The 25,959-nt window shown below is 56.6% G+C and carries 19 protein-coding genes; 13 read left to right on the top strand and 6 right to left on the bottom strand.

Annotated features, from left to right (window positions below; translation table 11 throughout):
• The first annotated feature begins 39 nt into the window (after window positions 1-39).
• Genes yrfG through hslO form a run of 3 tightly spaced genes read left to right on the top strand, consistent with a single transcriptional unit; the run spans window position 40 to window position 2,024 of the window.
• Window positions 40-723: a GMP/IMP nucleotidase gene (gene yrfG, locus BFV65_RS19715; RefSeq protein WP_000550486.1), complete on the top strand. Its 684-nt coding sequence runs from the start codon at window positions 40-42 to the stop codon at window positions 721-723.
• A complete protein-coding gene (gene hslR, locus BFV65_RS19720; protein ID WP_003861618.1) occupies window positions 720-1,121 on the top strand; it encodes a ribosome-associated heat shock protein Hsp15 in 402 nt (133 codons plus the stop codon). The genes yrfG and hslR overlap by 4 nt, the downstream gene beginning before the upstream one ends.
• An 18-nt stretch (window positions 1,122-1,139) precedes the next feature.
• On the top strand, window positions 1,140-2,024 hold the full coding sequence (gene hslO, locus BFV65_RS19725) for an Hsp33 family molecular chaperone HslO (protein ID WP_006812239.1): 885 nt from the start codon (window positions 1,140-1,142) through the stop codon (window positions 2,022-2,024).
• A 122-nt stretch (window positions 2,025-2,146) separates the two neighbouring features.
• On the opposite strand, the gene BFV65_RS19730 is transcribed toward hslO, so the two are convergent.
• On the bottom strand, window positions 2,147-3,904 hold the full coding sequence (locus tag BFV65_RS19730; RefSeq protein WP_069597017.1) for a DUF4153 domain-containing protein: 1,758 nt from the start codon (window positions 3,902-3,904) through the stop codon (window positions 2,147-2,149).
• A 376-nt stretch (window positions 3,905-4,280) separates the two neighbouring features.
• Between BFV65_RS19730 and pckA the strand changes: the two genes are divergently transcribed.
• Entirely contained in the window at window positions 4,281-5,897 is a 1,617-nt protein-coding gene (pckA, locus tag BFV65_RS19735) for a phosphoenolpyruvate carboxykinase (ATP) (RefSeq protein WP_046620356.1), read from the top strand.
• 94 nt (window positions 5,898-5,991) lie between these two features.
• On the opposite strand, the gene envZ is transcribed toward pckA, so the two are convergent.
• Entirely contained in the window at window positions 5,992-7,338 is a 1,347-nt protein-coding gene (gene envZ / locus BFV65_RS19740; protein ID WP_003861615.1) for a two-component system sensor histidine kinase EnvZ, read from the bottom strand.
• The gene (gene ompR, locus BFV65_RS19745; RefSeq protein WP_069597018.1) at window positions 7,335-8,054 is read right to left on the bottom strand and encodes an osmolarity response regulator transcription factor OmpR; all 720 of its coding nucleotides are present in this window, start codon (window positions 8,052-8,054) and stop codon (window positions 7,335-7,337) included. The genes envZ and ompR overlap by 4 nt, the downstream gene beginning before the upstream one ends.
• Before the next feature lie 228 nt (window positions 8,055-8,282).
• On the opposite strand from ompR, the gene greB reads away from it, so the two are divergent.
• From greB to feoC, 5 genes are all read left to right on the top strand, one after another.
• Window positions 8,283-8,756 carry a transcription elongation factor GreB gene (gene greB, locus BFV65_RS19750; RefSeq protein WP_022649631.1) on the top strand — a complete coding sequence of 158 codons (474 nt, stop codon included), beginning with the start codon at window positions 8,283-8,285 and terminating at the stop codon, window positions 8,754-8,756.
• 87 nt (window positions 8,757-8,843) lie between these two features.
• Window positions 8,844-11,174, top strand: coding sequence for a Tex family protein (locus BFV65_RS19755; RefSeq protein WP_069597119.1), 2,331 nt, complete (start codon window positions 8,844-8,846; stop codon window positions 11,172-11,174).
• 303 nt (window positions 11,175-11,477) lie between these two features.
• A complete protein-coding gene (gene feoA / locus BFV65_RS19760) occupies window positions 11,478-11,705 on the top strand; it encodes a ferrous iron transporter A (RefSeq protein WP_022649633.1) in 228 nt (75 codons plus the stop codon).
• 30 nt (window positions 11,706-11,735) lie between these two features.
• A complete protein-coding gene (gene feoB, locus BFV65_RS19765; protein ID WP_058645894.1) occupies window positions 11,736-14,054 on the top strand; it encodes a Fe(2+) transporter permease subunit FeoB in 2,319 nt (772 codons plus the stop codon).
• Window positions 14,055-14,065: 11 nt separating this feature from the next.
• Window positions 14,066-14,302: a [Fe-S]-dependent transcriptional repressor FeoC gene (gene feoC / locus BFV65_RS19770; RefSeq protein WP_015571443.1), complete on the top strand. Its 237-nt coding sequence runs from the start codon at window positions 14,066-14,068 to the stop codon at window positions 14,300-14,302.
• Here feoC and bioH read toward each other — a convergent pair.
• Window positions 14,277-15,059, bottom strand: coding sequence for a pimeloyl-ACP methyl ester esterase BioH (gene bioH / locus BFV65_RS19775; RefSeq protein WP_045622171.1), 783 nt, complete (start codon window positions 15,057-15,059; stop codon window positions 14,277-14,279). The two genes, feoC and bioH, sit on opposite strands and share 26 nt — an antisense overlap.
• A gap of 36 nt (window positions 15,060-15,095) precedes the next feature.
• Here bioH and gntX point away from each other — a divergent pair, with 36 nt between their 5' ends.
• The 3 genes from gntX to gntT all read left to right on the top strand — a co-directional run bounded on the left by gntX (window position 15,096) and on the right by gntT (window position 18,035).
• Window positions 15,096-15,776 carry a DNA utilization protein GntX gene (gene gntX, locus BFV65_RS19780; RefSeq protein ID WP_023298787.1) on the top strand — a complete coding sequence of 227 codons (681 nt, stop codon included), beginning with the start codon at window positions 15,096-15,098 and terminating at the stop codon, window positions 15,774-15,776.
• A 61-nt stretch (window positions 15,777-15,837) separates the two neighbouring features.
• Window positions 15,838-16,413: a Fe-S biogenesis protein NfuA gene (nfuA, locus tag BFV65_RS19785; protein WP_003861601.1), complete on the top strand. Its 576-nt coding sequence runs from the start codon at window positions 15,838-15,840 to the stop codon at window positions 16,411-16,413.
• 305 nt (window positions 16,414-16,718) lie between these two features.
• Window positions 16,719-18,035: a gluconate transporter gene (gene gntT, locus BFV65_RS19790; RefSeq protein ID WP_022649637.1), complete on the top strand. Its 1,317-nt coding sequence runs from the start codon at window positions 16,719-16,721 to the stop codon at window positions 18,033-18,035.
• 87 nt (window positions 18,036-18,122) lie between these two features.
• On the opposite strand, the gene malQ is transcribed toward gntT, so the two are convergent.
• Both malQ and malP read right to left on the bottom strand, forming a co-directional pair.
• Window positions 18,123-20,201, bottom strand: coding sequence for a 4-alpha-glucanotransferase (gene malQ / locus BFV65_RS19795; RefSeq protein WP_023298789.1), 2,079 nt, complete (start codon window positions 20,199-20,201; stop codon window positions 18,123-18,125).
• A gap of 9 nt (window positions 20,202-20,210) precedes the next feature.
• Window positions 20,211-22,604, bottom strand: a complete 2,394-nt coding sequence (gene malP, locus BFV65_RS19800; RefSeq protein ID WP_022649639.1) for a maltodextrin phosphorylase — start codon at window positions 22,602-22,604, stop codon at window positions 20,211-20,213.
• A 573-nt stretch (window positions 22,605-23,177) separates the two neighbouring features.
• Between malP and malT the strand changes: the two genes are divergently transcribed.
• Window positions 23,178-25,883, top strand: a complete 2,706-nt coding sequence (malT, locus tag BFV65_RS19805; RefSeq protein WP_022649640.1) for an HTH-type transcriptional regulator MalT — start codon at window positions 23,178-23,180, stop codon at window positions 25,881-25,883.
• The last annotated feature ends 76 nt before the right edge of the window (window positions 25,884-25,959 follow it).

The following is a 25,959-nucleotide window of genomic DNA, read 5'->3' on the forward strand; positions in this document are numbered from 1 at the left end:
CCCTGTCGCGCACGTTTCTTCTGGCTGGAGTTCCCCCTTATGCATCTTAATATCGACTGGCAGGCGGTCGATACCGTCCTGCTTGATATGGACGGCACGCTGCTTGATCTCGCCTTTGATAACTATTTCTGGCAAAAGCTGGTTCCGGAAACGTACGGTGAACAGCAGGGGATCTCCCCGGCGGAAGCGCAGGAATTCATTCGTTCGCAATATAGCGCGGTGCAGCATACGCTAAACTGGTACTGTCTTGACTACTGGAGCGAGCGACTCGGTCTGGATATTTGCGCCATGACCACCGCCCAGGGCGCACGCGCCGTACTGCGCGACGATACGGTCCCGTTCCTGGACGCGCTGAAAGCCTGCGGTAAGCGCCGTATTTTGCTGACAAATGCGCATCCCCATAACCTGGCCGTGAAGCTGGAACATACCGGTCTTGCTTCGCACCTTGATTTATTGCTTTCCACCCACACATTTGGTTATCCGAAAGAGGATCAGCGGTTGTGGCATGCCGTGGTGGAAGAGACCGGTTTACAGCCGGAACGCACGCTGTTCATTGACGACAGCGAGCCGATTCTGGATTCTGCGGCCGCATTTGGCATTCGCTATTGCCTTGGCGTGACCAATCCTGATTCCGGCCTGGCTGAAAAAAGCTATCTGCGACATCCGGGGCTGAACGACTATCGCCGGATGATCCCCTCACTCACCGTGAAGGAGACGCCATGAAAGAAAAACCCTCTGATGGGGTAAGACTGGATAAATGGCTGTGGGCCGCCCGTTTTTACAAAACGCGCGCCCTTGCCCGTGAAATGGTTGACGGCGGAAAGGTGCATTACAACGGTCAGCGCAGCAAACCGAGCAAGCTGGTTGAACTGAATGCCACGTTAACGCTTCGCCAGGGCAACGATGAGAAAACGGTGGTGGTGAAAGCCATTACCGAACAGCGGCGGCCCGCAACCGAAGCCGTTTTGCTGTATGAAGAGACGGCCGAAAGCATAGAGAAGCGCGAGAAAACCGCGCTGGCGCGCAAAATGAACGCGCTGACGATGCCTCACCCGGACCGGCGACCGGATAAAAAAGAGCGCCGCGATCTGATGAAATTTAAACACGGTGAGAGCGAGTAACCCTCACCTGCATGAGAGATGAAAATGGCCCAACACGACCAATTACACCGCTATCTGTTTGAACAATTCGCCGTGCGCGGCGAGCTGGTCACCGTATCCGAAACCTGGAAACAGATTCTGGAAAACCACAACTACCCGCTGCCGGTAAAAACCCTGTTGGGCGAACTGCTGGTTGCCACCAGCCTGCTGACCGCCACGCTGAAGTTTGCTGGCGATATTACCGTCCAGTTGCAGGGCGATGGCCCAATGTCGCTGGCGGTGATCAACGGCAATAACCAGCAGCAGATGCGCGGCGTGGCGCGCGTTCAGGGCGATATCCCTGAAAATGCGGATCTGAAAACGCTGGTCGGTAACGGCTACCTGGTCATCACGATTTCGCCTGAAGAGGGGGAACGCTATCAGGGCGTTGTCGGTCTGGAAGGCGATACGCTTGCCGCCTGCCTGGAAGATTACTTCATGCGTTCCGAACAGCTGCCAACCCGTCTGTTCATCCGCACCGGTGAAGTGGATGGCCAGCCTGCTGCCGGTGGTATGCTGCTTCAGGTTCTGCCTGCGCAGGATGCGCAGACCAATGATTTCGAACATCTGGCAACGCTGACGGAAACCATCAAAGCGGAAGAGCTGTTCACCCTGTCGGCGACCGACGTGCTGTGGCGTCTCTACCACGAAGAAGAAGTGACGGTTTACGATCCGCAGGCGGTGGAATTTAAGTGCACCTGCTCCCGCGAGCGTTGTGCTGGCGCCCTGAAAACGCTGCCGGATGAAGAGATCGACAGCATCATGGCGGAAGACGGTGAAATCGATATGCACTGTGACTACTGCGGTACGCACTACGTGTTCAATTCGATGGATATCGCGGAGATCCGCAATAACGCCTCTCCGGCGGATCCGCAGGTTCACTAAGCTCTGAGCCTGTTGCCCGGCGGCGCTATGCTCTCACGGGCCTACAATGAATTGTGCAATTTTTTGATATGATTGCTAATTGTAGGCCGGGTAAGCGTAGCGCCACCCTGCAAGAAAGAGCACTAACGCCGCTGCGCATTATTGTAACTGTCGTAGCTCATATCGACACGCTCCCCAAAAATCTCAATATCCGCCCAGGGCTTCACGACAGATTTCACTTTCCTCTGCCTTAATGCGCGGTCAAGTTCTTCTCTGGTCAATGCCTCCGGCATTTTCCACGCGTCCCCGGCGATCCTCCAGCCCGTGTTGGTTTGTGTGTAAGCCACGATCGTGCGATCGGTAAATTGAAATAGCACGGCTTCAGGCTTGCCGTCGCCGTTAAGATCCAGCGGCATGAGTAAACAGTTACTCTGGGCGCTATCGCAGCTCTCAAAGCGATACTGATTGCTGAGCATGGCTTGCCACAATGCCTTATCAGGACGAGCCATTCCCGGTGCGAGCTGGACCTGTTTTTCCAGCATCGCGGCGGTCATCTTACCTGCTCCGCCAGCGTTCCTGGAGAGAAGACCATTTATTTCACGCTGGTGTTTTGGGTTAGAGATAAACTGCGGATCGTTTTGCAGCGTGAGCATTGCCTCCCGCCCCTTTCGTCCAGCGTTACTGAGCATATACAGGCTGACTTGATCCGCCGTTATTCTGCCGTCCTGATAGCGGGCCATATGGCTTGCAACGCTTATTCGCCACGGATCCAGCACGGGGGTATGGATCAACGCCAGGAAGATGAGGGAAAGCAGCCCGGTCGTCGGGATGACGTACGCATGGATCTTCTGCGGTTCACGGCGCTGAATCAGAACGCTGGCGCAAAAACCGACCGCCCAGACCAGCGCCACGATGGTTATCAATACCCCGTACAGACGCTCGGGTGACCAGCCGTATTGCGAAATGCGTAGCCACAGCGCCCACCCCGCCAGAACCGGATACGCGGGTACGATAGCCACAGCAAGGCGAATCATCCCTCGCAACGGGGCATAGTAAGGCAGCGTTTGACGCTGTGGATGCCACACTATCGTCACCAGGAATAACAGCAGCAGCGCTAAGGTGGTCAGCAAGCCCGCGGCGGATATTCTGGCTGAAATGGATTCAAAGCCGACAAAAGGCAACGCGCCAATAAAGAGCAGCGCCAGCGCCGCCATCAGGGGAAGCAGACCGGTGGCTATGAGGGTCAGCAGATTTTGCAGGGCAAGGATTAACCTTACCTGCATGCGCGTGAGCACGGCCGCACTGGCTGAAACCACGCCAATCGCCACTGAAATAAATCCGTCAGAATGAAAGAAAAGCCGATCAAAAAAGCCGATGCCGATAAGTTCGAAAAGCTCGGCCCAGAGGAAAAGCACCAGCCAGAAGAGACCATTCGAAACAAAAATAATGAGCAGTGTCAGCGCGTTATGCCAGTTTCGTTGATAAAAGTCGCTGTAGAACGAGGTAGTCGGGACGGGATCCAGACGCCGCTGAAGCCATGGCAACACGAACAGCGTCATCAGCAGCAGATGAAAGCCGAAAACGAGCATCTCATCTCTGAGATTCCAGCTTTCGAGTCCTGCAACGCTCCACTTAAGCCAGCCGCCCATACCCGCGACTGCCGCGCCGATCATCCCGAGTGACAGCCACAACAATGGCTTTCTGAATGACGTCATGGCAAGAGACAACGTGGTTGTCATTACCACGGTGGCAGGTACTACACACATCAGCCACAGCGTATCCGATGGCAATTTTGCGTACTCGATATACCACGTAATTACATAGCAAATTACGCCCTGTAGAGCCCCCGCCAGCACGACGGCTACGCGCGTTGAAGGAGATAACGTCTCACGGTTTTCCATTTCTCATCCCTTGTTCATGAAAAATCTATTGTCTCATCAAGGCAAAACTCTGGCCCCCACCTCAAACTCTGAAAATAGCTGACCCAAGAGACCTGAATCGTTTTCCCAATGTAACTCTTACGTAATTTTCTTTCATGTATGCGATTACATTCACATTCTTCTGGATAAATTCACCAGAGATTAACCTTTTAAGAACATTTTCCCCAACCAAAAAGCGATTCCTGCGATAATCTGCCCGCCCTGTGACTGGAGTCGCAGCGTTTTCCGTTAGTAAGGGTTTTGACCAGATACGTAAATCTATGAGCCCCGTCGCGGTTAACATCCCCAGAAAAACCCTACAATTTCAGGCAGTACATATTGGCTAAGGAGCAGTGATATGCGTGTTAATGGTTTAACCCCGCAAGATCTCAAGGCTTATGGTATTCACGACGTCCAGGAAGTGGTCTACAACCCCGATTACGATACGCTGTATCAGGAAGAGCTCAATCCGGCACTGGAAGGGTACGAGCGAGGTGTGTTGACGAATCTTGGTGCTATCGCCGTCGATACCGGTATTTTTACCGGCCGTTCGCCGAAAGATAAATACATCGTCCGAGATGATACCACCCGCGATACGCTGTGGTGGGCCGATAAAGGCAAAGGGAAGAACGATAACAAACCGCTCTCTCCTGAAACCTGGCAGCATCTGAAAGGGCTCGTCACCCATCAGCTTTCCGGCAAGCGTCTGTTCATCGTCGATGCTTTCTGCGGCGCTAACGCCGACACCCGTCTCTCCGTTCGGTTTATCACTGAAGTGGCCTGGCAGGCGCATTTCGTGAAGAACATGTTCATTCGTCCGACCGATGAAGAACTGCAAAACTTCACCCCTGACTTTATCGTGATGAACGGCGCGAAATGCACCAACCCGCAGTGGAAAGAGCAGGGTCTGAACTCCGAAAACTTCATCGCCTTCAACCTGACCGAGCGTATCCAGCTGATCGGCGGTACCTGGTACGGCGGCGAAATGAAGAAAGGGATGTTCTCGGTCATGAACTACCTGCTGCCGCTGCGCGGTATCGCCTCCATGCACTGCTCGGCGAACGTCGGTGAAAAAGGTGACGTGGCGGTGTTCTTCGGCCTTTCCGGCACCGGTAAAACAACGCTGTCCACCGATCCAAAACGTCGTCTGATTGGCGACGACGAGCACGGCTGGGACGACGACGGTGTGTTTAACTTTGAAGGCGGCTGCTACGCGAAAACCATTCGCCTGTCTGAAGAGGCAGAGCCGGATATCTACCACGCGATTCGCCGCGATGCGCTGCTTGAAAACGTCACCGTGCGTGCCGATGGCTCTGTCGACTTCGACGATGCGTCCAAAACCGAAAACACCCGCGTGTCTTACCCGATTTACCACATCGACAACATCGTGAAGCCGGTGTCGAAGGCGGGCCACGCCACGAAGGTGATTTTCCTGACCGCGGACGCGTTCGGCGTGTTGCCGCCAGTTTCCCGCCTGACCGCCAGCCAGACGCAGTACCACTTCCTCTCTGGCTTTACCGCTAAGCTGGCGGGTACCGAGCGCGGCGTGACCGAGCCAACCCCAACCTTCTCCGCCTGCTTCGGCGCGGCGTTCCTGTCGCTACACCCGACGCAGTACGCGGAAGTGCTGGTGAAACGCATGCAGGCATCCGGCGCACAGGCATACCTGGTGAACACCGGCTGGAACGGGACGGGCAAACGTATCTCCATCAAAGATACCCGCGCCATCATCGACGCGATTCTGGATGGTTCGTTGGATAACGCCGAGACCTTTACGCTGCCGATGTTCAATCTGGCGATCCCAACAGAGCTGCCTGGCGTGGATACGCGTATCCTCGATCCGCGTAACACCTATGGTTCACCGGAACAGTGGCGCGAGAAGGCAGAATCGCTGGCGAAACTGTTTATCGAAAACTTTGAGAAGTATACCGACACCCCGGCGGGTGCTGCGCTGGTGAGTGCGGGACCAAGGTAAAAGCAAAAAGGCAACGAAAGTTGCCTTTTTTAATGTTTTCTCCCTCAGCCCCGTGGGAGAGGGCCGGGGTGAGGGCATCAGGCCCCACCCTTTTTTAACTCTCTTTCACCTGCCCCCGTAAAACCGGCACCGGTAACCATGCGCGAATGCTCAAACCACCCCGTTCGCTGGTGCCAATTTCCAGCAGTCCGTTATGGTTATCAACAATACGCTGCACAATCGCCAGGCCTAAGCCGGTTCCGCTGGTGCTGCGCGCGCTGTCGCCGCGCACAAACGGTTGGAACAAGTGCTTACGCTGCTCAGGCTTGATGCCCGGGCCATCGTCTTCCACCTGGAACCAGGCGCGGTTGAGTTCCGTACCGCTGCTGACTTTGATCCAACCGTTGCCGTAGCGCGCCGCGTTGACCACCATATTCGCCACCGCGCGTTTGATGGAGAGCGGGTGCATACGTACCTGAATCTCGCCCGCCTGAAGGTCGGTCGCAATTTCACGTTCATAACCGCTTTCGGCGGCAACAACTTCGCCCAGAACCGCGTTCAGATCCGCCATCTCCATCGGCATCTCCTGCCCGGTGCGCAGGTAGTCGATAAACTGCTCGATGATGGCGTTACACTCTTCGATATCCTTGTTGATGGACTCTGCAAGATAACCATCCTGCTCGCCCATCATCTCTGTTGCCAGCCGGATACGTGTCAGCGGGGTGCGAAGGTCATGGCTAACCCCCGCCATCAGCAGCGTACGGTCGTCAGCCAGCTGTTTAACGCCTGCCGCCATGTGGTTAAAAGCACGCGTTACCGAGCGCACTTCCGATGCGCCATACTCGCGCAGCGGCGGTGGGATAATACCTTTACCAACCTGCAATGCCGCATGCTCCAGGTCGACCAGCGGTCGGTTCTGGATACGAATAAACAGCCATGCGCCGCCGATAGCCAGCAGCATGATCGCCAGGGTGTATCGGAACAGCGGTGAGAAGTCGCCCTGATGAATCTCGGTGAGCGGAACACGCACCCAGATGTTGGGTGACAGCCAGGTTTTCAGCCAGACAACCGGCGAGCTTTTATTGACCTCAACGCGCACTTCCGTCGGGCCGCCAAGCTGCTGCGCCATCTGCTGGCTAAGGAATTCATAGTGCTGCGCCCAGCGCAGGCCGGCATCTTCCGCCGCTTCGTTCGAATAGAGAGAAATGCCCAACTCACGGTAGATTTCCCGACGGAATGCCGGGGGAACAACCAACTGCGTGCCGTCCTCCAGTTGCAGTTTGTCGGTCATCAGCATACGCACTTCGTATGCCAGCACCTTATTAAACTGCTGAAGGCTCGGCAGGATCGCAAAGTTCAGCACCACCAGGTAGGTCGTCACCAGGCTGACAAACAGCAGGGTGACGATCAATAACAGCGTGCGGGCAAACGAACTTCGCGGCGAGAAGCGCATTCGCCTCATGCTTTAGAGCCGTCCGGGACAAACACGTAGCCCAGACCCCACACGGTCTGAATATAACGAGGATGCGCCGGATCTTCTTCCACCATGCGGCGCAGACGAGAGATCTGCACGTCGATAGAACGTTCCATTGCGGAGTATTCACGGCCGCGCGCCAGGTTCATCAGCTTGTCACGTGAAAGCGGTTCACGCGGGTGGCTGACCAGCGCTTTCAGTACCGCAAACTCGCCGCTGGTGAGCGGCATTGGCTCATCTTCACGGAACATTTCACGGGTGCCGAGGTTCAGCTTGAACTTACCGAATGTAATGACGGCCTCTTCCTGAGACGGCGCGCCCGGCAGCTCGTTCGCCTGACGACGCAGCACGGCGCGAATACGCGCCAGCAGTTCACGCGGGTTGAACGGCTTAGGAATGTAGTCATCAGCGCCAATCTCAAGGCCGACGATACGATCAACTTCTTCACCCTTCGCCGTCACCATGATGATTGGCATCGGGTTGCTCTGGCTACGCAGACGACGGCAAATAGAGAGCCCATCTTCGCCAGGCAGCATCAGGTCCAACACCATCAGGTGGAAGGATTCACGCGTCAGCAGACGATCCATCTGTTCCGCGTTCGCGACGCTACGAACCTGGAAGCCCTGCTCGGTCAGATAACGTTCCAGCAGCGCACGCAGGCGCATGTCGTCATCTACGACCAGAATTTTGTAGTTCTCTTGCATTGTGTGTACTCCCAAAGGTTCGGATAAGCCTGGAACAGCGTATTCTAAAAAAGTGCACGGGTTCGACCAGCAAATTCTGGTATAAATTCTAGACGAAATTGTTACAAAGCATATTTAACAGCAGCTTATCTGTTCATTTCATCACATAAATCATTATTAATCTTGTCTGTTACACTGTGCGCTACGTATTGTGCGCAAAGACAGTTAACCGGCATTAAAGGCAGCACCATGAAAACGCCTCTGATCACCCGCGAAGGGTACGAGAAACTCAAAAAAGAGATGGATTACCTGTGGCGCGAAGAGCGTCCGGAAGTGACCAAAAAAGTCACCTGGGCCGCAAGTCTGGGCGACCGCAGCGAGAATGCGGACTATCAGTACAATAAAAAGCGACTGCGCGAAATCGATCGCCGGGTACGCTACCTGACGAAATGCCTCGAGAATCTCAAAATTGTCGATTACTCCCCGCAGCAGGAAGGTAAAGTGTTTTTCGGCGCGTGGGTCGAAATTGAAAACGACAACGGCGACACCCTGCGTTTTCGTATCGTTGGCTATGATGAAATTTTCGGTCGTAAGGATTACATTTCTATCGATTCACCCATGGCCCGCGCCCTGCTGAAAAAAGAGGTGGGCGATTTAGCCGTTGTCCAGACGCCCGCGGGTGAAGCAAGCTGGTACGTCAACGAAATCGAGTATGTTAAATAGTCCGAGAGCGCCCTCCCCGGCTGGCATTTTTTGGTGTCAGCCCGTATAACTATCCCCCTGATTTTCGATCCACAAGATGAACTGACCATGATGAAAGAGTCGCTCTGCCGCATTATTGCGGGTGATATTCAGGCCAGAGCCGAACAGGTAGAAGCTGCCGTTCGTCTGCTTGATGAAGGGAACACCGTGCCGTTTATTGCACGTTATCGTAAGGAAGTCACCGGCGGTCTGGATGACACGCAGCTGCGAAACCTGGAGACCCGTCTGGGCTATCTTCGCGAGCTGGAAGACCGACGTCAGGCGATCCTCAAATCTATCGGCGAGCAGGGCAAGCTGACCAGTGACCTGGAAAAAGCCATTAACGGTACCCTGAGTAAAACCGAGCTCGAAGACCTCTATCTGCCGTACAAACCGAAGCGCCGCACGCGCGGGCAGATTGCGATCGAAGCCGGCCTTGAGCCACTGGCCGATCTGCTGTGGAACGAGCCGTCTCACGATCCGGAAACCGAAGCCGCCAAATTTATCGACGCCGATAAAGGCGTAGCGGACACCAAAGCTGCGCTGGACGGCGCGCGCTATATTCTGATGGAGCGCTTCGCCGAAGACGCGGCGCTGCTGGCCAAAGTGCGTGATTACCTGTGGAAGAACGCCCATATCGTCTCCACCGTGGTGTCCGGCAAAGAGGACGAAGGCGCGAAATTCCGCGACTACTTCGATCACCACGAACCCATTTCTACCGCGCCGTCTCACCGCGCGCTGGCGATGTTCCGCGGTCGTAACGAAGGCGTGCTGCAACTCTCCCTGAATGCCGATCCACAGTTTGACGAGCCGCCAAAAGAGAGCCACTGCGAGCAGATCATTATGGATCACCTCGGTCTGCGCCTGAACAACGCCCCGGCGGACAGCTGGCGCAAAGGCGTGGTGAGCTGGACCTGGCGCATTAAGGTGCTGATGCACCTCGAAACCGAGCTGATGGGCACCGTGCGCGAGCGCGCCGAAGACGAAGCGATCAACGTCTTCGCCCGTAACCTGCACGACCTGCTGATGGCTGCGCCAGCTGGCCTGCGCGCCACCATGGGTCTCGATCCGGGTCTGCGTACCGGCGTGAAGGTGGCCGTGGTTGACGGCACCGGCAAGCTGGTTGCCACCGACACCATTTACCCGCACACCGGTCAGGCAGCGAAAGCGGCTGTCGTCGTCGCCGCGCTGTGCGAGAAGTACAACGTTGAGCTGGTTGCCATCGGTAACGGTACGGCGTCCCGCGAAACCGAACGTTTCTATCTCGACGTGCAGAAGCAGTTCCCGAAAGTGACGGCGCAGAAAGTGATCGTCAGTGAAGCGGGGGCATCTGTCTATTCCGCCTCGGAACTGGCAGCGCAGGAGTTCCCGGATCTGGACGTTTCCCTGCGCGGTGCGGTCTCTATCGCCCGTCGTTTGCAGGATCCGCTGGCGGAGCTGGTGAAGATTGACCCGAAATCCATCGGCGTGGGCCAGTATCAGCACGACGTGAGCCAGACGCAGCTGGCGCGCAAGCTGGATGCGGTAGTGGAAGACTGTGTTAACGCCGTCGGCGTGGACCTGAACACCGCTTCCGTTCCCCTGCTGACCCGCGTGGCGGGTCTGACCCGTATGATGGCGCAGAATATCGTCGCCTGGCGTGATGAGAACGGTCAGTTCCAGAACCGCCAGCAGTTGCTGAAGGTGAGCCGTCTGGGGCCGAAAGCATTTGAGCAGTGCGCGGGCTTCCTGCGCATCAACCACGGCGATAACCCGCTGGATGCCTCTACCGTTCACCCGGAAGCCTATCCGGTTGTCGAGCGTATCCTGGCCGCCACCCAGCAGGCGCTGAAAGACCTGATGGGCGACAGCAGCGCGCTGCGTAACCTGAAAGCGGTGGATTTTACCGACGAACAGTTCGGCGTGCCGACGGTCACTGACATCATCAAAGAGCTGGAAAAACCGGGCCGCGATCCGCGTCCTGAGTTTAAAACCGCGACCTTTGCTGACGGCGTGGAAACCATGAACGACCTGCTGCCGGGCATGGTGCTGGAAGGGGCGGTAACCAACGTCACCAACTTTGGCGCGTTTGTGGATATCGGCGTGCATCAGGACGGTCTGGTGCATATCTCTTCCCTCGCCGACAAGTTCGTTGAAGATCCGCACACCGTGGTCAAAGCGGGCGACATCGTGAAGGTGAAAGTGCTGGAAGTGGATCTTCAGCGCAAGCGTATCGCCCTGACCATGCGTCTGGACGAGCAGCCGGGCGACACTAACGCGCGCCGTGGCGGTAATGGCGGTGGCCGTGAACAGCAGCGTCCGGCAGCGAAAGCCGCGAAGCCACGCGGACGTGACGCACAGCCAGCAGGCAACAGCGCGATGATGGATGCTCTGGCAGCGGCGATGGGTAAGAAACGCTAATCCTGTAAATGCCCCTCACCCTAACCCTCTCCCCAAAGGGGAGAGGGCCGGGGTGAGGGGAAAAATTATATCGTAAAATATGAAACCGATTGCATATCCATATTTAAACCGCTATTTATCACTCCATTAACAAATACGCTTTTTATTCCTTCCCGGGTATTCCCGCAAATATTGAGCAAGGTCAAGCAGACCGCAAATTAATACGATTAACAACATCCCGTCACATTTTTATTATTGCTGATAAAAACTATTCTCATTATCATCGCAGTGTTGATTATTTAACCTCTCGTGGAATCAGGCGCTATGCAATTCACTCCAGAAAGTGCGTGGAAAATTATCGGTTTTACCCGTGAGATAAGCCCGGCCTATCGGCAGAAGCTACTGTCACTGGGCATGCTACCCGGCTCATCATTCCAGGTGGTGCGCGTGGCGCCGTTGGGCGATCCTGTTCATATCGAAACCCGACGCGTTAATCTGGTTCTGCGTAAAAAAGACCTCGCATTAATTGAAGTTGAATCTTTATCCCGTTAACAAGCCAGCGGTTTCAGTGAGTCTAAAACAATGAAAAAATTAACTATTGGCTTAATTGGCAATCCTAATTCCGGCAAGACAACCTTATTTAATCAGTTAACCGGCGCACGCCAGCGTGTGGGAAATTGGGCAGGCGTAACGGTTGAACGCAAAGAAGGCCTGTTCACCACGACAGATAATCAGGTCACGCTGGTTGATTTACCGGGGACCTATTCACTCACCACAATTTCATCTCAGACCTCTCTCGATGAGCAAATTGCCTGCCACTATATTCTGAGCGGCGACGCGGATCTGCTCATCAATGTGGTGGATGCCTCCAATCTCGAACGAAATCTGTACCTCACGCTACAGCTGCTGGAGCTGGGGATCCCCTGCATCGTAGCGCTTAACATGCTCGACATCGCCGAGAAGCAAAAGCTGCGCATCGACGTCGACGCCCTCTCCGCCCGTCTGGGCTGCCCGGTGGTTCCGCTGGTTTCTACCCGCGCGCGCGGCATTGACGCCCTGAAGCTGGCAATTGACCGCCACACGGGCAATGCCGACGTCGAACTGGTGCACTACGCCCAGCCGCTGCTGCGCGAGGCCGGGCAGCTGGCGCAGGAGATGGACAACGCCATGCCCGCCAGACAGCGCCTGTGGCTTGGCCTGCAAATGCTGGAAGGCGATATCTACAGCCGCGCCTACGCAGGCGATGCGGCGGATAAACTGAGCGTTGCACAGGCTCGCCTGAGCGACGAGCTCGACGACCCGGCCCTGCATATTGCGGATGCGCGCTATCAGGCCATCGCCGCTATCTGTGACGTGGTCAGCAATGCATTAACCGCTGAACCCAGCCGCTTCACCGCCGCCGTGGATAAGATTGTGCTCAACCGCTTCCTCGGTTTGCCAATCTTTTTACTGGTGATGTACGTAATGTTCCTACTCGCTATAAACATCGGCGGTGCATTACAACCCATCTTTGATGGCGGCTCTGTCGCTATCTTCGTGCACGGTATTCAGTGGCTGGGCTACACCCTCCACTTCCCGGAATGGTTGACCATCTTCCTTGCGCAGGGGATCGGCGGCGGGATCAACACCGTCCTGCCGCTGGTACCGCAGATCGGCATGATGTACCTGTTCCTCTCCTTCCTTGAGGATTCCGGTTACATGGCACGCGCCGCCTTCGTGATGGACCGCCTGATGCAGGCGCTGGGGCTGCCGGGGAAATCCTTCGTGCCGCTGATTGTCGGTTTTGGCTGTAACGTGCCGTCAGTCATGGGCGCGCGTACGCTGGACGCACCGCGCGAACGCCTGATGACCATCATGATGGCGCCGTTCATGTCCTGCGGCGCACGTCTGGCGATCTTCGCGGTCTTTGCCGCGGCGTTCTTTGGTCAGGAAGGGGCGCTAGCCGTCTTCTCCCTGTATGTGCTGGGTATCGTGATGGCTATTCTCACCGGCCTGATGCTGAAGCACACCATCATGCGTGGCGAAGCGTCGCCGTTCGTGATGGAACTGCCGGTTTATCACGTTCCGCATCTGAAAAGCCTGATTATTCAAACCTGGCAGCGCCTGAAGGGCTTCGTTCTGCGCGCCGGTAAGGTGATTGTAGTGGTCAGCATTTTCCTGAGCGCCCTGAACAGCTTCACCCTGAGCGGCCAGGCAGCGGACAACATTAATGACTCTGCCCTTGCCTCCGTCAGCCGGATCATTACGCCGGTCTTCAAACCGATTGGCGTACAGGAAGACAACTGGCAGGCAACCGTGGGCCTGTTCACTGGCGCGATGGCAAAAGAGGTGGTTGTCGGCACCCTGAACACGCTCTACACCGCGGAAAACATCCAGGAAGAGGAGTTCAACCCGGCTGAGTTCAGCCTCGGTGACGAACTTCTGGGTGCAGTAGAAGAGACCTGGCAGAGCCTGAAAGACACCTTCAGCCTGAGCGTGCTGGCGAACCCGATTGAAGCCAGCAAAGGCGACGGCGTAATGGCGACCGGAGCAATGGGCGTGATGGGCCAGAAATTTGGCAGCGCGTCGGCGGCCTACAGCTACCTGATCTTCGTCCTGCTCTATATTCCGTGCATCTCGGTCATGGGCGCCATTGCCCGTGAGTCCAGCCGCGGCTGGATGGGCTTCTCCATTCTGTGGGGGCTGAACATTGCCTACTCGCTGGCGACCGTGTTTTATCAAACCGTCAATTACAGCCAGCATCCGCGCTACAGCCTGGTCTGTATCCTCGCGGTGATCCTGTTTAACGTGATGGTGATTGGCCTGCTGCGCCGGGCACGTAGCCGCGTTGACGTTAACCTGCTGGCAACGCGCAAAACCCCAACGACCTGCTGTAGTAGCCCTGCGGGCGACTGTCACTGAGGGGAAAAAAGATGGCATCGTTGATTCAGGTCCGTGACTTACTGGCGTTACAGGGACGAATGGAGGCGAAGCAGCTCAGCCTCAGCCTGCATACGCCGCAGCCGATGATCGATGCCATGCTGGAAAGGCTGGAGGCGATGGGGAAAGCCGTGCGCATTCAGGAAGAGCCGGACAGTTGTCTGTCCGGCAGTTGTAAAAGTTGTCCGGAAGGTAAAGCCTGCCTCAGGGAGTGGTGGACGCTTCGCTGATAAAACCGGTCAGCGCTGAACAAAACTCAGCAGGATGAGAGATGAACGGCGCATGTGCCGCTTTGGCAACCACCATTGATTCACTCTCCGGCCACAGCGCATCCAGCAGCGGAACAACCTTGCGCGGGACCAGTCCATCCAGATAGCCATAAATACGCAGATGCGGCACCGTCAGTGACGCCAGCGGCTCACGCAGATCGGCCGTTTTCAGGATCTCCAGTCCACCGTTCAGCACCTCAACCTCCGGCATCGGCAGGGAAAGCACCGTCTGCTTCAGCATCCGCGCGTCCTGACGGGCGGTTTCAGTTCCCATCGTCTGCAACGCCAGGAAACGCTCCACCGTCCGCTGGAAATCTTCGCTCAACTGGTGCTGGAACCCGGCCAGCACCTCAGGTTTGATGCCCGGCCACGCCTCGCGGGCGCTGAAACAGGGTGATGAGGCAACGGTGATCAGCGCCTGGACCCGCTCAGGATGGCGCAGCGCAATCTGGCTTGCCACCAGCCCGCCCAGGCTCCAGCCGAGCCAGACGGCTTTTTGCGGCGCCGCTTCCAGAACCTGCTCCGCCATGTCCTCGAGCGTCATCGCGCCGTAGCCGTGGCTACGGCCATACCCCGGCAGATCCACCAGGTGTACCGTAAATTGCGAGGCCAGTTCCTCACTTATGCAACGCCACACTTCGGCGTTCAGTCCCCATCCGTGCAGCAGCACAAGATGACAATTTCCCGTCCCAACGGTCTGCCACCACAGCGTCTTCATCAGTTAACGTTCTCTTTTTTCACATGGAGGTTGCGTATGCTAACAGTGCCCGGCTTGTGCTGGCTATGCCGAATGCCACTTGCGCTGAGCGCGTGGGGCGTCTGTTCCGTTTGCACGGGAGCGCTGGGTTACCTGAAGGGCTGTCCGCAATGCGGCTTGCCTGCCGTAAGCCAGACGCTCCCCTGTGGTCGATGCCTGAAAAAAGCGCCGCCGTGGAGCGCGCTGGTGGCGGTGGATGATTACGTTTTGCCGCTGAGTCGTCTGGTTCATCAGTTTAAGTTTTCCAGCCAGTTCGCGCTGGCGCAGCCACTGGCACGCCTGTTATTACTGGCGGTATTGCAGGCGCGAAGAACGCGCGGGCTACCGTCGGTCGACACGCTCGTGAACGTGCCACTCTTTCAGCGTCGGCACTGGCGGCGGGGATACAATCAGAGCGACCTGCTGTGCCGTCCGCTCGCCCGCTGGCTGGGTTGCCGGTACCCCGCCTCTGCGCTGAAACGTATTCATGCCACTGCCGTTCAGCACCGGCTCAACGCCCGGTCGCGCAAAAGAAACCTGAAAAACGCCTTTCGCCTTGAATTGCCGGTCAACGGTCTCCATATCGCGATTGTGGATGATGTCGTCACCACGGGCAGTACCGTGGCTGAACTTTCCCGACTGCTTTTGCAAAGCGGCGCCGCGTCAGTTCAGGTATGGTGTCTGTGCCGTACCTTGTAGCCCTTCTTCAATGGGCGTATGATTATACCCAGGTAATTTAGTCAACTATTAGGCCAAAGCTATGATCCGTATTTCCGATTCTGCACAAGCGCACTTTGCCAAACTGCTGGCAAATCAGGAAGAAGGGACGCAGATCCGCGTGTTTGTGATCAATCCAGGCACTCCGAATGCAGAATGTGGTGTCTCTTATTGTCCTCCGGATGCTGTGGAAGCAACTGACACTGCCCTTAAATTTGAACAGCTCACCGCATACGTTGATGAGCTGAGCGCGCCGTATCTTGAAGATGCGGAGATTGATTTCGTCACCGACCAGCTGGGTTCTCAGCTGACGCTGAAGGCGCCAAACGCGAAGATGCGTAAAGTCTCTGACGATGCCCCGCTGATGGAGCGTGTGGAATATCTGCTGCAATCGCAGATCAACCCGCAGCTGGCCGGCCACGGTGGACGTGTTTCCCTGATGGAAATCACCGAAGATGGTCTGGCGATCCTGCAATTCGGCGGCGGCTGTAACGGCTGCTCCATGGTCGATGTAACCCTGAAAGAAGGGATCGAGAAGCAACTGCTGAACGAATTCCCGGAACTGAAAGGCGTGCGCGATCTGACCGAACACCAGCGCGGCGAGCACTCTTACTACTAATTCAGTGCCCGTCTGTATTGCCCGGTGGCGCTGCGCTTACCGGGCCTGCTTTTTCTTGCCTCCCCCTCTATATGTTGACCTGCGTCTCATAATTCAAATTTTGCCTCCCTGGGTGATTCTCAATCACGCCATGTTACCCGTATCATTCCCATGGGCACTCAACACCCTTATAACAGCCGACTAAACTTATCGTTTTCGCAGGCATCAGTATGAGTGCCGTTAATACTCTGTTCCCAGTTGGGACAACCGGAATTTGTCGTTGAAACAATGACGTTACCCATAACAATTCAAAGGCCAGGTCAATCATGCCATTAGTCATCGTCGCTATCGGTGTTGTGTTATTACTGCTCTTGATGATCCGCTTCAAAATGAACGGATTTATCGCTCTGGTTCTGGTGGCACTTGCAGTCGGTCTGATGCAGGGAATGCCGCTGGTTAAAGTTATCAGCTCCATTAAAGCCGGTGTCGGCGGTACGCTCGGCAGCCTGGCGCTGATCATGGGCTTCGGCGCCATGCTCGGTAAAATGCTCGCGGACTGCGGTGGCGCGCAGCGTATTGCCACTACCCTTATCGATAAATTTGGCAAGCAGCACATCCAGTGGGCGGTGGTGTTAACCGGTTTTACCGTCGGTTTCGCACTGTTCTATGAAGTGGGCTTCGTCCTGATGCTGCCGCTGGTGTTCACCATCGCCGCTGCCGCCAACATCCCGCTGCTGTTCGTAGGCGTACCGATGGCTGCGGCGCTGTCCGTCACCCACGGCTTCCTGCCGCCGCATCCGGGTCCAACGGCTATCGCCACCATCTTCCACGCCGACATGGGTAAAACCCTGCTGTTCGGTACGATTCTGGCGATCCCAACGGTTATCCTGGCCGGTCCTGTTTATGCGCGCTTCCTGAAAGGCATTGATAAGCCCATCCCGGAAGGCCTGTACAGCGCCAAAACCTTCACAGATGCAGAGATGCCTGGCTTTGGCGTCAGCGTCTGGACCTCTCTGGTGCCGGTGATCCTGATGGCAATGCGTGCCGTAGCAGAGATGGTTCTGCCGAAAGGTCACGCGTTCCTGTCCGTTGCGGAGTTCCTGGGCGACCCGGTGATGGCAACACTGATTGCGGTCCTGATCGCCATGTTCACCTTCGGTCTTAACCGTGGTCGTTCCATGGATCAGATCAACGACACGCTGACCTCTTCCATCAAAATCATTGCCATGATGCTGCTGATCATCGGCGGTGGCGGCGCGTTTAAGCAGGTGCTGGTCGACAGTGGCGTGGATAAATACATTGCTGCCATGATGCATGAAACCAACGTATCGCCGCTCCTGATGGCATGGTCTATTGCCGCGGTGCTGCGTATCGCGCTGGGCTCTGCAACCGTTGCGGCGATTACCGCGGGTGGTATCGTTGCGCCGCTGATTGCGACCACGGGCGTAAGCCCTGAGCTGATGGTTATCGCGGTCGGTTCGGGCAGCGTGATTTTCTCCCACGTGAACGATCCGGGCTTCTGGCTGTTCAAGGAGTACTTCAACCTGACCATCGGTGAAACCATCAAGTCCTGGTCCGCGCTGGAAACCATTATTTCGGTGTGTGGCCTGGTCGGGGTGCTGCTGTTGAATATGGTGGTCTGATGCCCTAAGTCGGGTGGCGGCTACGCCTTACCCGACCTACATGAGCACGACCTGATAATAAAAAACCCGCCACTGGCGGGTTTTTTATTATTTCTTCGCGGCTGCTTTTCGCCGTTTATCCAAATCCTTAATCAGCCTGTTCACCCCGTCATCGGCGAACATCGCTTCAAGCGTAGTGGACAGCTTGCGACGCCAGTTTTTGTACTGATAGCTGGTACCGGGTATGTTTACCGGCTCCGCCATATCAATCCAGTCTTCCGGTTGCAGACCGAGCAACGCGCTGTTGCTGTCGGCAATATAGCGCTGTAAGCCACGGTTAAGCGTTGGCGTCATCGACATCAGCGACGCCTTATGCCCGGCGCGCTTCGGCAGACAGCCATGCTTATGCAGCGCATCCAGCAGCCCCTGTTTCGCCAGCTCGCGATCCTGATACAACCCACGCAGAACCTCTTCATCCGGGTAGAGACCCAGCGTTTTGCCGAGCGTCAGGTCGCCGCTTTCCCAGTAGCCTCTGAGCGTAGGAAGATCATGCGTCGTCGCGACTGCCATTGACTGTTCAGGGTACGCTTTCGGCGCGCGGAAGGTTTTCTCATGGTCGTTTTCAAAATAGAGCACTTTGTAGGAGTAAACCCCGCTGTCGCGGAGCTTGCTGACAATCTCAACCGGCACGGTACCGAGATCTTCGCCAATCACCATGCACTGATGACGTTTACTCTCCAGCGCGAGGATTGAGAGCAGATCGTCCACCGGATACTGCACGTACGCCCCGTGATCGGCCGTTTCACCGTACGGGATCCACCACAGACGCAGCACAGACATGACATGGTCGATACGCAACGCGCCGCAGTTCTGCATGTTAGCGCGCAGCAGATCGATAAACGGCTCGTAGGCACGCGCCGCCATCACGTGTGGATCCATCGGCGGCAAGCCCCAGTTCTGACCAAGCGGGCCCAGAATATCCGGCGGCGCACCGACGGAGGCTTTCAGACAGTAAAGTTCACGGTCACACCAGGTCTCCGCCCCGCCTTCCGCCACGCCGACGGCCAGATCGCGATACAGACCGATCGGCATGTTATAGCCCTGACTCACCTGCCAGCAGGCAGCAAACTGGCTGTACGCCAGCCACTGCAACCAGAGATAGAAATCCACCTCGTCGGCATGCGTCTCACAAAACGCCTTCACTTCCGGGGTATCCACGGACTGATACGCTTCCGGCCACACCGGCCAGCCCCAGCGCATCTCATCCTCCTGGACCTGATACGCATGCAGCGCATCAAACGCCGCCTGCCAGTAAAGGCTCTCGCCTTCCTGCATCACAAACTGGCGGAAGGCTGCCATCTGCTCGTCGTCACGCTTCGCAAAGCCCTTCCAGGCCAGACGCAGCGCCGCCATTTTCAGCGCGGTCACGGAGGCATAATCGACCCAGTCCGCATCGCGGGCCTGTTTCAGCATCTGTTGGGTGGTGTCCAGCTTCCACCACGCCTGCGCCTCTTTGCTGTTTTTGAAATCGTCTAACGCGTTAACGTCGATGTAGATCACGTTCAGCCAGCGGCGGGAAGACGGGCTGTACGGGCTCGCGCTTTCCGGATTCGCCGGATAGAGGGCGTGGATCGGGTTGAGGCCGATAAATGCCCCGCCGCGCTCACCAACAGATGCCAGCATCTTTTTCAGGTCGCCAAAATCGCCAATGCCCCAGTTGCTGTCTGAACGCAAGGTGTAAAGCTGCACACAGGCGCCCCACAGCTTTTTGCCTTCGAGTAGCGCCTGCGGCTCATAGCAGCGCTTCGGCGCGACGATCACCCGACAGTGGAAGCGGCTGTCATTCTGGGTGAGCGTCAGGCTGTGATAGCCCTCCGGCAGCTTCGCCGGAAGGGTGAGGGTTTTGCCGCCGGTGGCATGGCCTTTATGCTGATGCCCCTCTTCGGTAGTGAGCAGCCAGCTGAACTCGCCGCGTCCTTCCACCGCCAGCGGCATCTTTTTGCCCGCGGTAAAGACCTTCACGTTCGGCACCGGCGCTCCCGACGCTTTCGCGTCGGTTTTGTGCATGGCATCCAGCAAACGTCTTTTGGTGTCCGCACCAATAGACTGCGGTTTGCCGTGCGCATTGATGTAACTGAGGCTAATTCCCGCCGCCTGCGCGGCACTGTCCAGACGTTTACTCTCCATCGCGCTTCCTTAGCGTTTTGCCTGCCAGATACGAGCCTGATAATCACGGATTGAGCGGTCAGAGCTGAACATACCGCAGCGCGCGGTGTTCAGGATACATGCGCGAGTCCAGGCATCCTGGTCACGGTACAGCACGTCGACCTGCTTCTGCGCTTCAACGTAAGCGGTGAAGTCCGCCATCACCAGGTACGGGTCGCCGCCCTGTTTGTCCATGCTGTGCAGCATCTGGTCAAACGCGTGCTTGTCGCCGTCGCTGTACTTCCCGCTTTCCAGCTCTTTCAACACCGCATCCAGCACTTTGTCTTTTTTACGCCATTTCACCGGGTCGTACCCTTTGGCTTTGATGGCTTTCACTTCTTCAACAGTATGGCCGAAGATAAAGATGTTCTCTTCACCGACCTTCTCGGCGATTTCAACGTTCGCACCGTCCAGCGTGCCGACGGTCAGCGCGCCGTTCAGGGCCAGCTTCATGTTGCCGGTGCCGGACGCTTCTTTACCGGCGGTAGAGATCTGCTCGGAAATATCCGCCGCCGGGATCAGCATTTCAGCCGCAGAGACGCAGTAGTCCGGCAGGAACACCACCTTCAGCTTGTCGCCCACTTTCGGATCGTTGTTGATCGCCGCCGCCACTTTATTAATGGCAAGGATAATGTTTTTCGCCAGGTAGTAGCCCGGCGCCGCTTTCGCACCGAACAGGAACACGCGCGGGACGCGGTCGGCCTGAGGGTTCTCGCGGATCTCTTTGTACAGCGCCAGAATGTGCAGCAGGTTCAGGTGCTGACGTTTGTACTCGTGCAGGCGTTTGATCTGGATATCGAAAATCGCATTTGGGTTAATTTCAATTCCGGTACGCATTTTCACGAACTCGGCCAGACGTACCTTGTTCTCCAGCTTAATGGCGCGGTACTGCTCGCGGAACTTCGCGTCGTCAGCGTATTTTTCCAGGTTGATGAGCTGGTCCAGATCGTTGGCCCACTCTTTCTTCAGGGTCTTGTCCAGCAGGCCGGCCAGCAGCGGGTTGCACTGTTTGATCCAGCGACGCGGCGTAATGCCGTTGGTCACGTTGTGGAATTTGGTCGGCCACAGCTGGTGGTATTCCGGGAAGAGATCTTTCACCACCAGATCCGAGTGCAGCGCGGCCACGCCGTTCACCGCAAAGCCGCTTACCACGCACATGTTCGCCATGCGCACCTGTTTGTTGTGTACCACGGCCAGCTTCGCCCAGACGGCTTTGTCGCCCGGCCAGGTTTTCTCCACCAGCGTTTTGAACTGGTCGTTAATCTTATTGATGATCTGCATATGGCGCGGCAGCAGCGTTTTCACCAGCTTCTCATCCCAGCACTCCAGCGCTTCTGGCATCAGGGTGTGGTTGGTGTAGGCGAAGGTACGGCTGGTGATGGCCCAGGCGTCGTCCCAGCTCAGCTGATGCTCGTCGATCAGCACGCGCAGCAGTTCCGGGATGGCAATGGTTGGGTGCGTGTCGTTGAGCTGAATAACTTCGAAGTCCGGCAGCTGCGCCAGCTTGCGGCCTGCCAGGTGGTGGCGGCGCAGAATGTCCGCCACGGAGCAGGCGCACTGGAAGTATTGCTGCATCAGGCGCAGCTTTTTACCCGCCAGATGGTTGTCGTTCGGGTAGAGCACTTTGGTCAGCTTCTCGGCGTCGATACCCTGCTGCTCGGCGCGCAGGAAATCACCGTCATTGAATTTAGTCAGGTTAAATGGATGCGCGTGCTTCGCCTGCCACAGACGCAGCGGCTGCGCCACGCCGTTACGGTAGCCGAGCACCGGCAGATCCCAGGCTTCACCGGTAATGGTGAACGCTGGTTCCCAGAGCCCCTGCTTCGTGACTTTCCCGCCAATCCCGACCTGCACATCCAGCTGTGCGTTGTGGCGGAACCACGGGTAAGTATTACGATGCCAGTCGTCCGGCGCTTCCATCTGGTGGCCGTCAGCGAACGACTGGCGGAACAGACCGTACTGGTAGTTCAGACCATAGCCAATGGCCGACTGGCCCACGGTTGCCATGGAATCCAGGAAGCAGGCTGCCAGACGTCCCAGACCGCCGTTACCCAGCGCCGGATCAATCTCTTCTTCCAGCAGATCGGTCAGGTTGATGTCGTGTTCTTTTAGCACATCGCCGACGTCCTGATACCAGCCAAGGTTCAGCAGATTGTTACCCGTCAGACGGCCAATCAGGAACTCCATCGAAATGTAGTTGACGTGACGCTGGCCTTTCACAGGCTTCGTCGCGGGCTGAGCGTCCAGCTGCTCTGCGAGCGCCCCGCTCACCGCCTGCCACCACTGGTGAGGCGTCATCTCGTTTGCAGCATGAAGGCCAAAACGCTGCCACTGACGCGTCAGGGCAGCCTGGAATTGAGCTTTGTTGAAAGTAGGCTGTGACATAGGGAATCGGCATCCTGTAGAGAGAAAACACATTTGGCGCTAGTGTGCCTGGCTCATTGCGCCTCTTCCTCCTCCTGTCGGGGATTAGGCAGGGAGGAGTAGCGGGGATGAGCATAAAAGTGTGATCGAGGCCACTGTGTAAGTGTGCGCTTCGCTGAAAAAGCGATCCCGGAAGAGCGTCAAAGAAATGAAATGCAGTTTCGGAGGAAATTAATCATCGCTGAAATGATTACTTACGTAGAATAATATTTCTCACGTACAGCGGCTTTCCAGCAACACTATTAAGCCAGAGCAACTTTCCCCAAAGTTAATTAACTTCACCGTCATTATCTCTTTCTGAAACCAGTTTCAGCGCAACCGCGCGCCATGCAGACAAGCCAGTAACAGCGCGGCATCCAGCCATTTATGAAAAGTTCCACCAATGATGAGAATGTTTTGTGACAGAGTGCAAATTCAGAGCCTCCAAACCCAGACATAACTTGCAATAGTTCCTCTATTGGCCGAACTTATAGATATTAATTACGAAGCGCAAAAAAAATAAATTCTCTCGTTCCCCACAGTGAAGTGAAAACTATGTTGATTCCGTCCAAATTAAGTCGCCCGGTTCGTCTTGACCATACTGTGGTCCGCGAGCGCCTGCTGGCTAAACTTTCCGGTGCGCATAATTTCCGACTGGCGCTGGTTACGAGTCCTGCGGGTTATGGAAAAACAACGCTCATTTCGCAATGGGCGGCAGGTAAAAGCGATCTTGGCTGGTACTCCCTGGATGAAGGTGATAACCAGCAGGAGCGTTTTGCCAGCTATTTAATTGCCGCGATTCAGCAGGCAACCAACGGACACTGCGTCACCAGCGAGGTGATGGTGCAAAAGCGCCAGTACGCCAGCCTGTCCTCTCTGTTCTCCCAGCTGTTTATCGAACTGGCCGAATGGCATCGCCCGCTGTATGTGGTGATTGATGATTATCATCTGATCACCAACCCGGTTATTCACGAGTCGATGCGGTTCTTCCTGCGCCATCAGCCGGAAAACCTGACGCTGGTCGTCCTGTCGCGCAACCTTCCGCAGCTGGGCATTGCCAACCTGCGGGTGCGCGATCAGCTACTGGAAATTGGCAGTCAGCAGCTGGCCTTTACCCATCAGGAAGCGAAACAGTTCTTTGACTGCCGTCTGACTTCTCCGATTGAGGCGTCGGAAAGCAGCCGCCTGTGTGATGACGTTGCAGGCTGGGCCACGGCGCTTCAGCTGATTGCCCTTTCCGCGCGGCAAAACAATAGCCCAACGCACCAGTCCGCGCGCCGCCTGGCGGGCATCAACGCCAGCCACCTGTCGGATTATCTGGTGGATGAGGTACTCAACAGCGTAGACCTCACTACCCGCCATTTCCTGCTGAAAAGCTCCCTGCTACGTTCGATGAACGATGCGCTGATTGTGCGCGTCACCGGTATTGAAAACGGGCAGCTTCAGCTCGAAGAGATTGAACGTCAGGGTTTGTTCCTGACGCGAATGGACGATCCCGGAGAATGGTTTAGCTACCATCCGCTGTTTGGCAGCTTCCTGCGCCAGCGTTGCCAGTGGGAGATGGCCGCAGAGCTGCCAGAAATTCACCGCGCCGCCGCCGAAAGCTGGATGGCGCAAGGTTTCCCGAGCGAGGCTATCCACCATGCGCTGGCCGCCGGAGATGCCGGTATGCTGCGCGATATTCTGCTCAACCACGCGTGGGGACTGTTCAACCACAGCGAACTGACGCTGCTGGAAGAGTCGTTAAAAGCGCTGCCGTGGGAGAGCCTGCTGGAGAATCCGCGTCTGGTGCTGCTCCAGGCCTGGCTGATGCAGAGCCAGCATCGCTACAGCGAAGTGAACACCCTGCTGGCGCGCGCCGAGCAGGAAATGGAAAGCGAGATGGATGCCACCCTGCACGGCGAATTTAACGCCCTGCGTGCGCAGGTGGCGATTAACGACGGCGACCCGGAAGAAGCCGAACGGCTGGCGATGGTCGCGCTGGATGAGCTGCCGCTGGCGAATTTCTACAGCCGTATTGTGGCCACCTCGGTACACGGCGAAGTGCTGCACTGTAAGGGCGACCTCACGCGTTCGCTTTCGCTCATGCAGCAAACCGAACAGATGGCCCGCCGCCACGATGTCTGGCACTACGCCCTCTGGAGCCTGATCCAGCAAAGCGAGATTTTATTTGCTCAGGGGTTCCTGCAGGCCGCCTGGGAAAACCAGGAGAAAGCGTTCCAGCTGATCCGTGAGCAGCATCTGGAACAGTTGCCGATGCATGAGTTCCTGTTGCGTATTCGCGCTCAGCTGCTCTGGGCATGGTCGCGTCTGGATGAAGCAGAAAGCTGCGCCCGCCAGGGCCTGAATGTGCTTTCGAGCTTCCAGCCGCAGCAGCAACTCCAGTGCCTGGCCCTGCTGGTGCAGTGCTCGCTGGCGCGCGGCGACCTGGATAATGCCCGCAACCACCTTAACCGCCTGGAAAACCTGCTTGGCAACGGACAGTACCATAGCGACTGGGTCTCCAACGCCGATAAGGTCCGGGTGATTTACTGGCAGATGACCGGCGATAAAAAGTCCGCCGCAAACTGGCTGCGTCACACGCCTAAACCAGAATTTGCCAATAACCACTTCCTGCAAAGCCAGTGGCGCAATATTGCCCGCGTGCAGATCCTGCTGGGTGACTTCGAGCCTGCCGAAATCGTGCTGGAAGAGTTAAACGAAAACGCCCGTAGCCTGCGCCTGATGAGCGATTTAAACCGCAACCTGCTGCTGTTAAACCAGCTTTACTGGCAGGCGGGACGTAAAAACGATGCCCAGCGCGTGCTGCTGGAAGCGTTGCAGCTGGCGAACCGCACCGGGTTTATCAGCCACTTTGTGATTGAGGGTGAAGTGATGGCCCAGCAGTTGCGCCAGCTGATTCAGCTCAACACGCTGCCGGAACTCGATCAGCATCGCGCCCAGCGCATTCTGCGCGAGATCAACCAGCACCATCGCCACAAGTTTGCGCACTTCGATGAGAACTTTGTTGAACGTCTGCTGAACCATCCGGAAGTACCGGAGCTTATCCGCACCAGCCCGCTCACACAGCGTGAATGGCAGGTGCTGGGGCTGATCTATTCAGGCTACAGCAACGAGCAGATAGCCGGTGAGCTGGCGGTGGCGGCAACCACCATCAAAACGCACATTCGCAATCTGTATCAGAAGCTGGGCGTGGCGCACCGTCAGGACGCGGTGCAGCATGCGCAGCAGTTGTTGAAGATGATGGGGTACGGAGTTTAGTTTTGTGCGGCCTGATGCCCTCACCCCGGCCCTCTCCCACAGGGAGAGGGAGAACAATTTGTAGGTCGGGTAAGCG

The organism is Enterobacter hormaechei subsp. hoffmannii (assembly GCF_001729745.1).
Taxonomy (GTDB): Bacteria; Pseudomonadota; Gammaproteobacteria; order Enterobacterales; family Enterobacteriaceae; genus Enterobacter; species Enterobacter intestinihominis.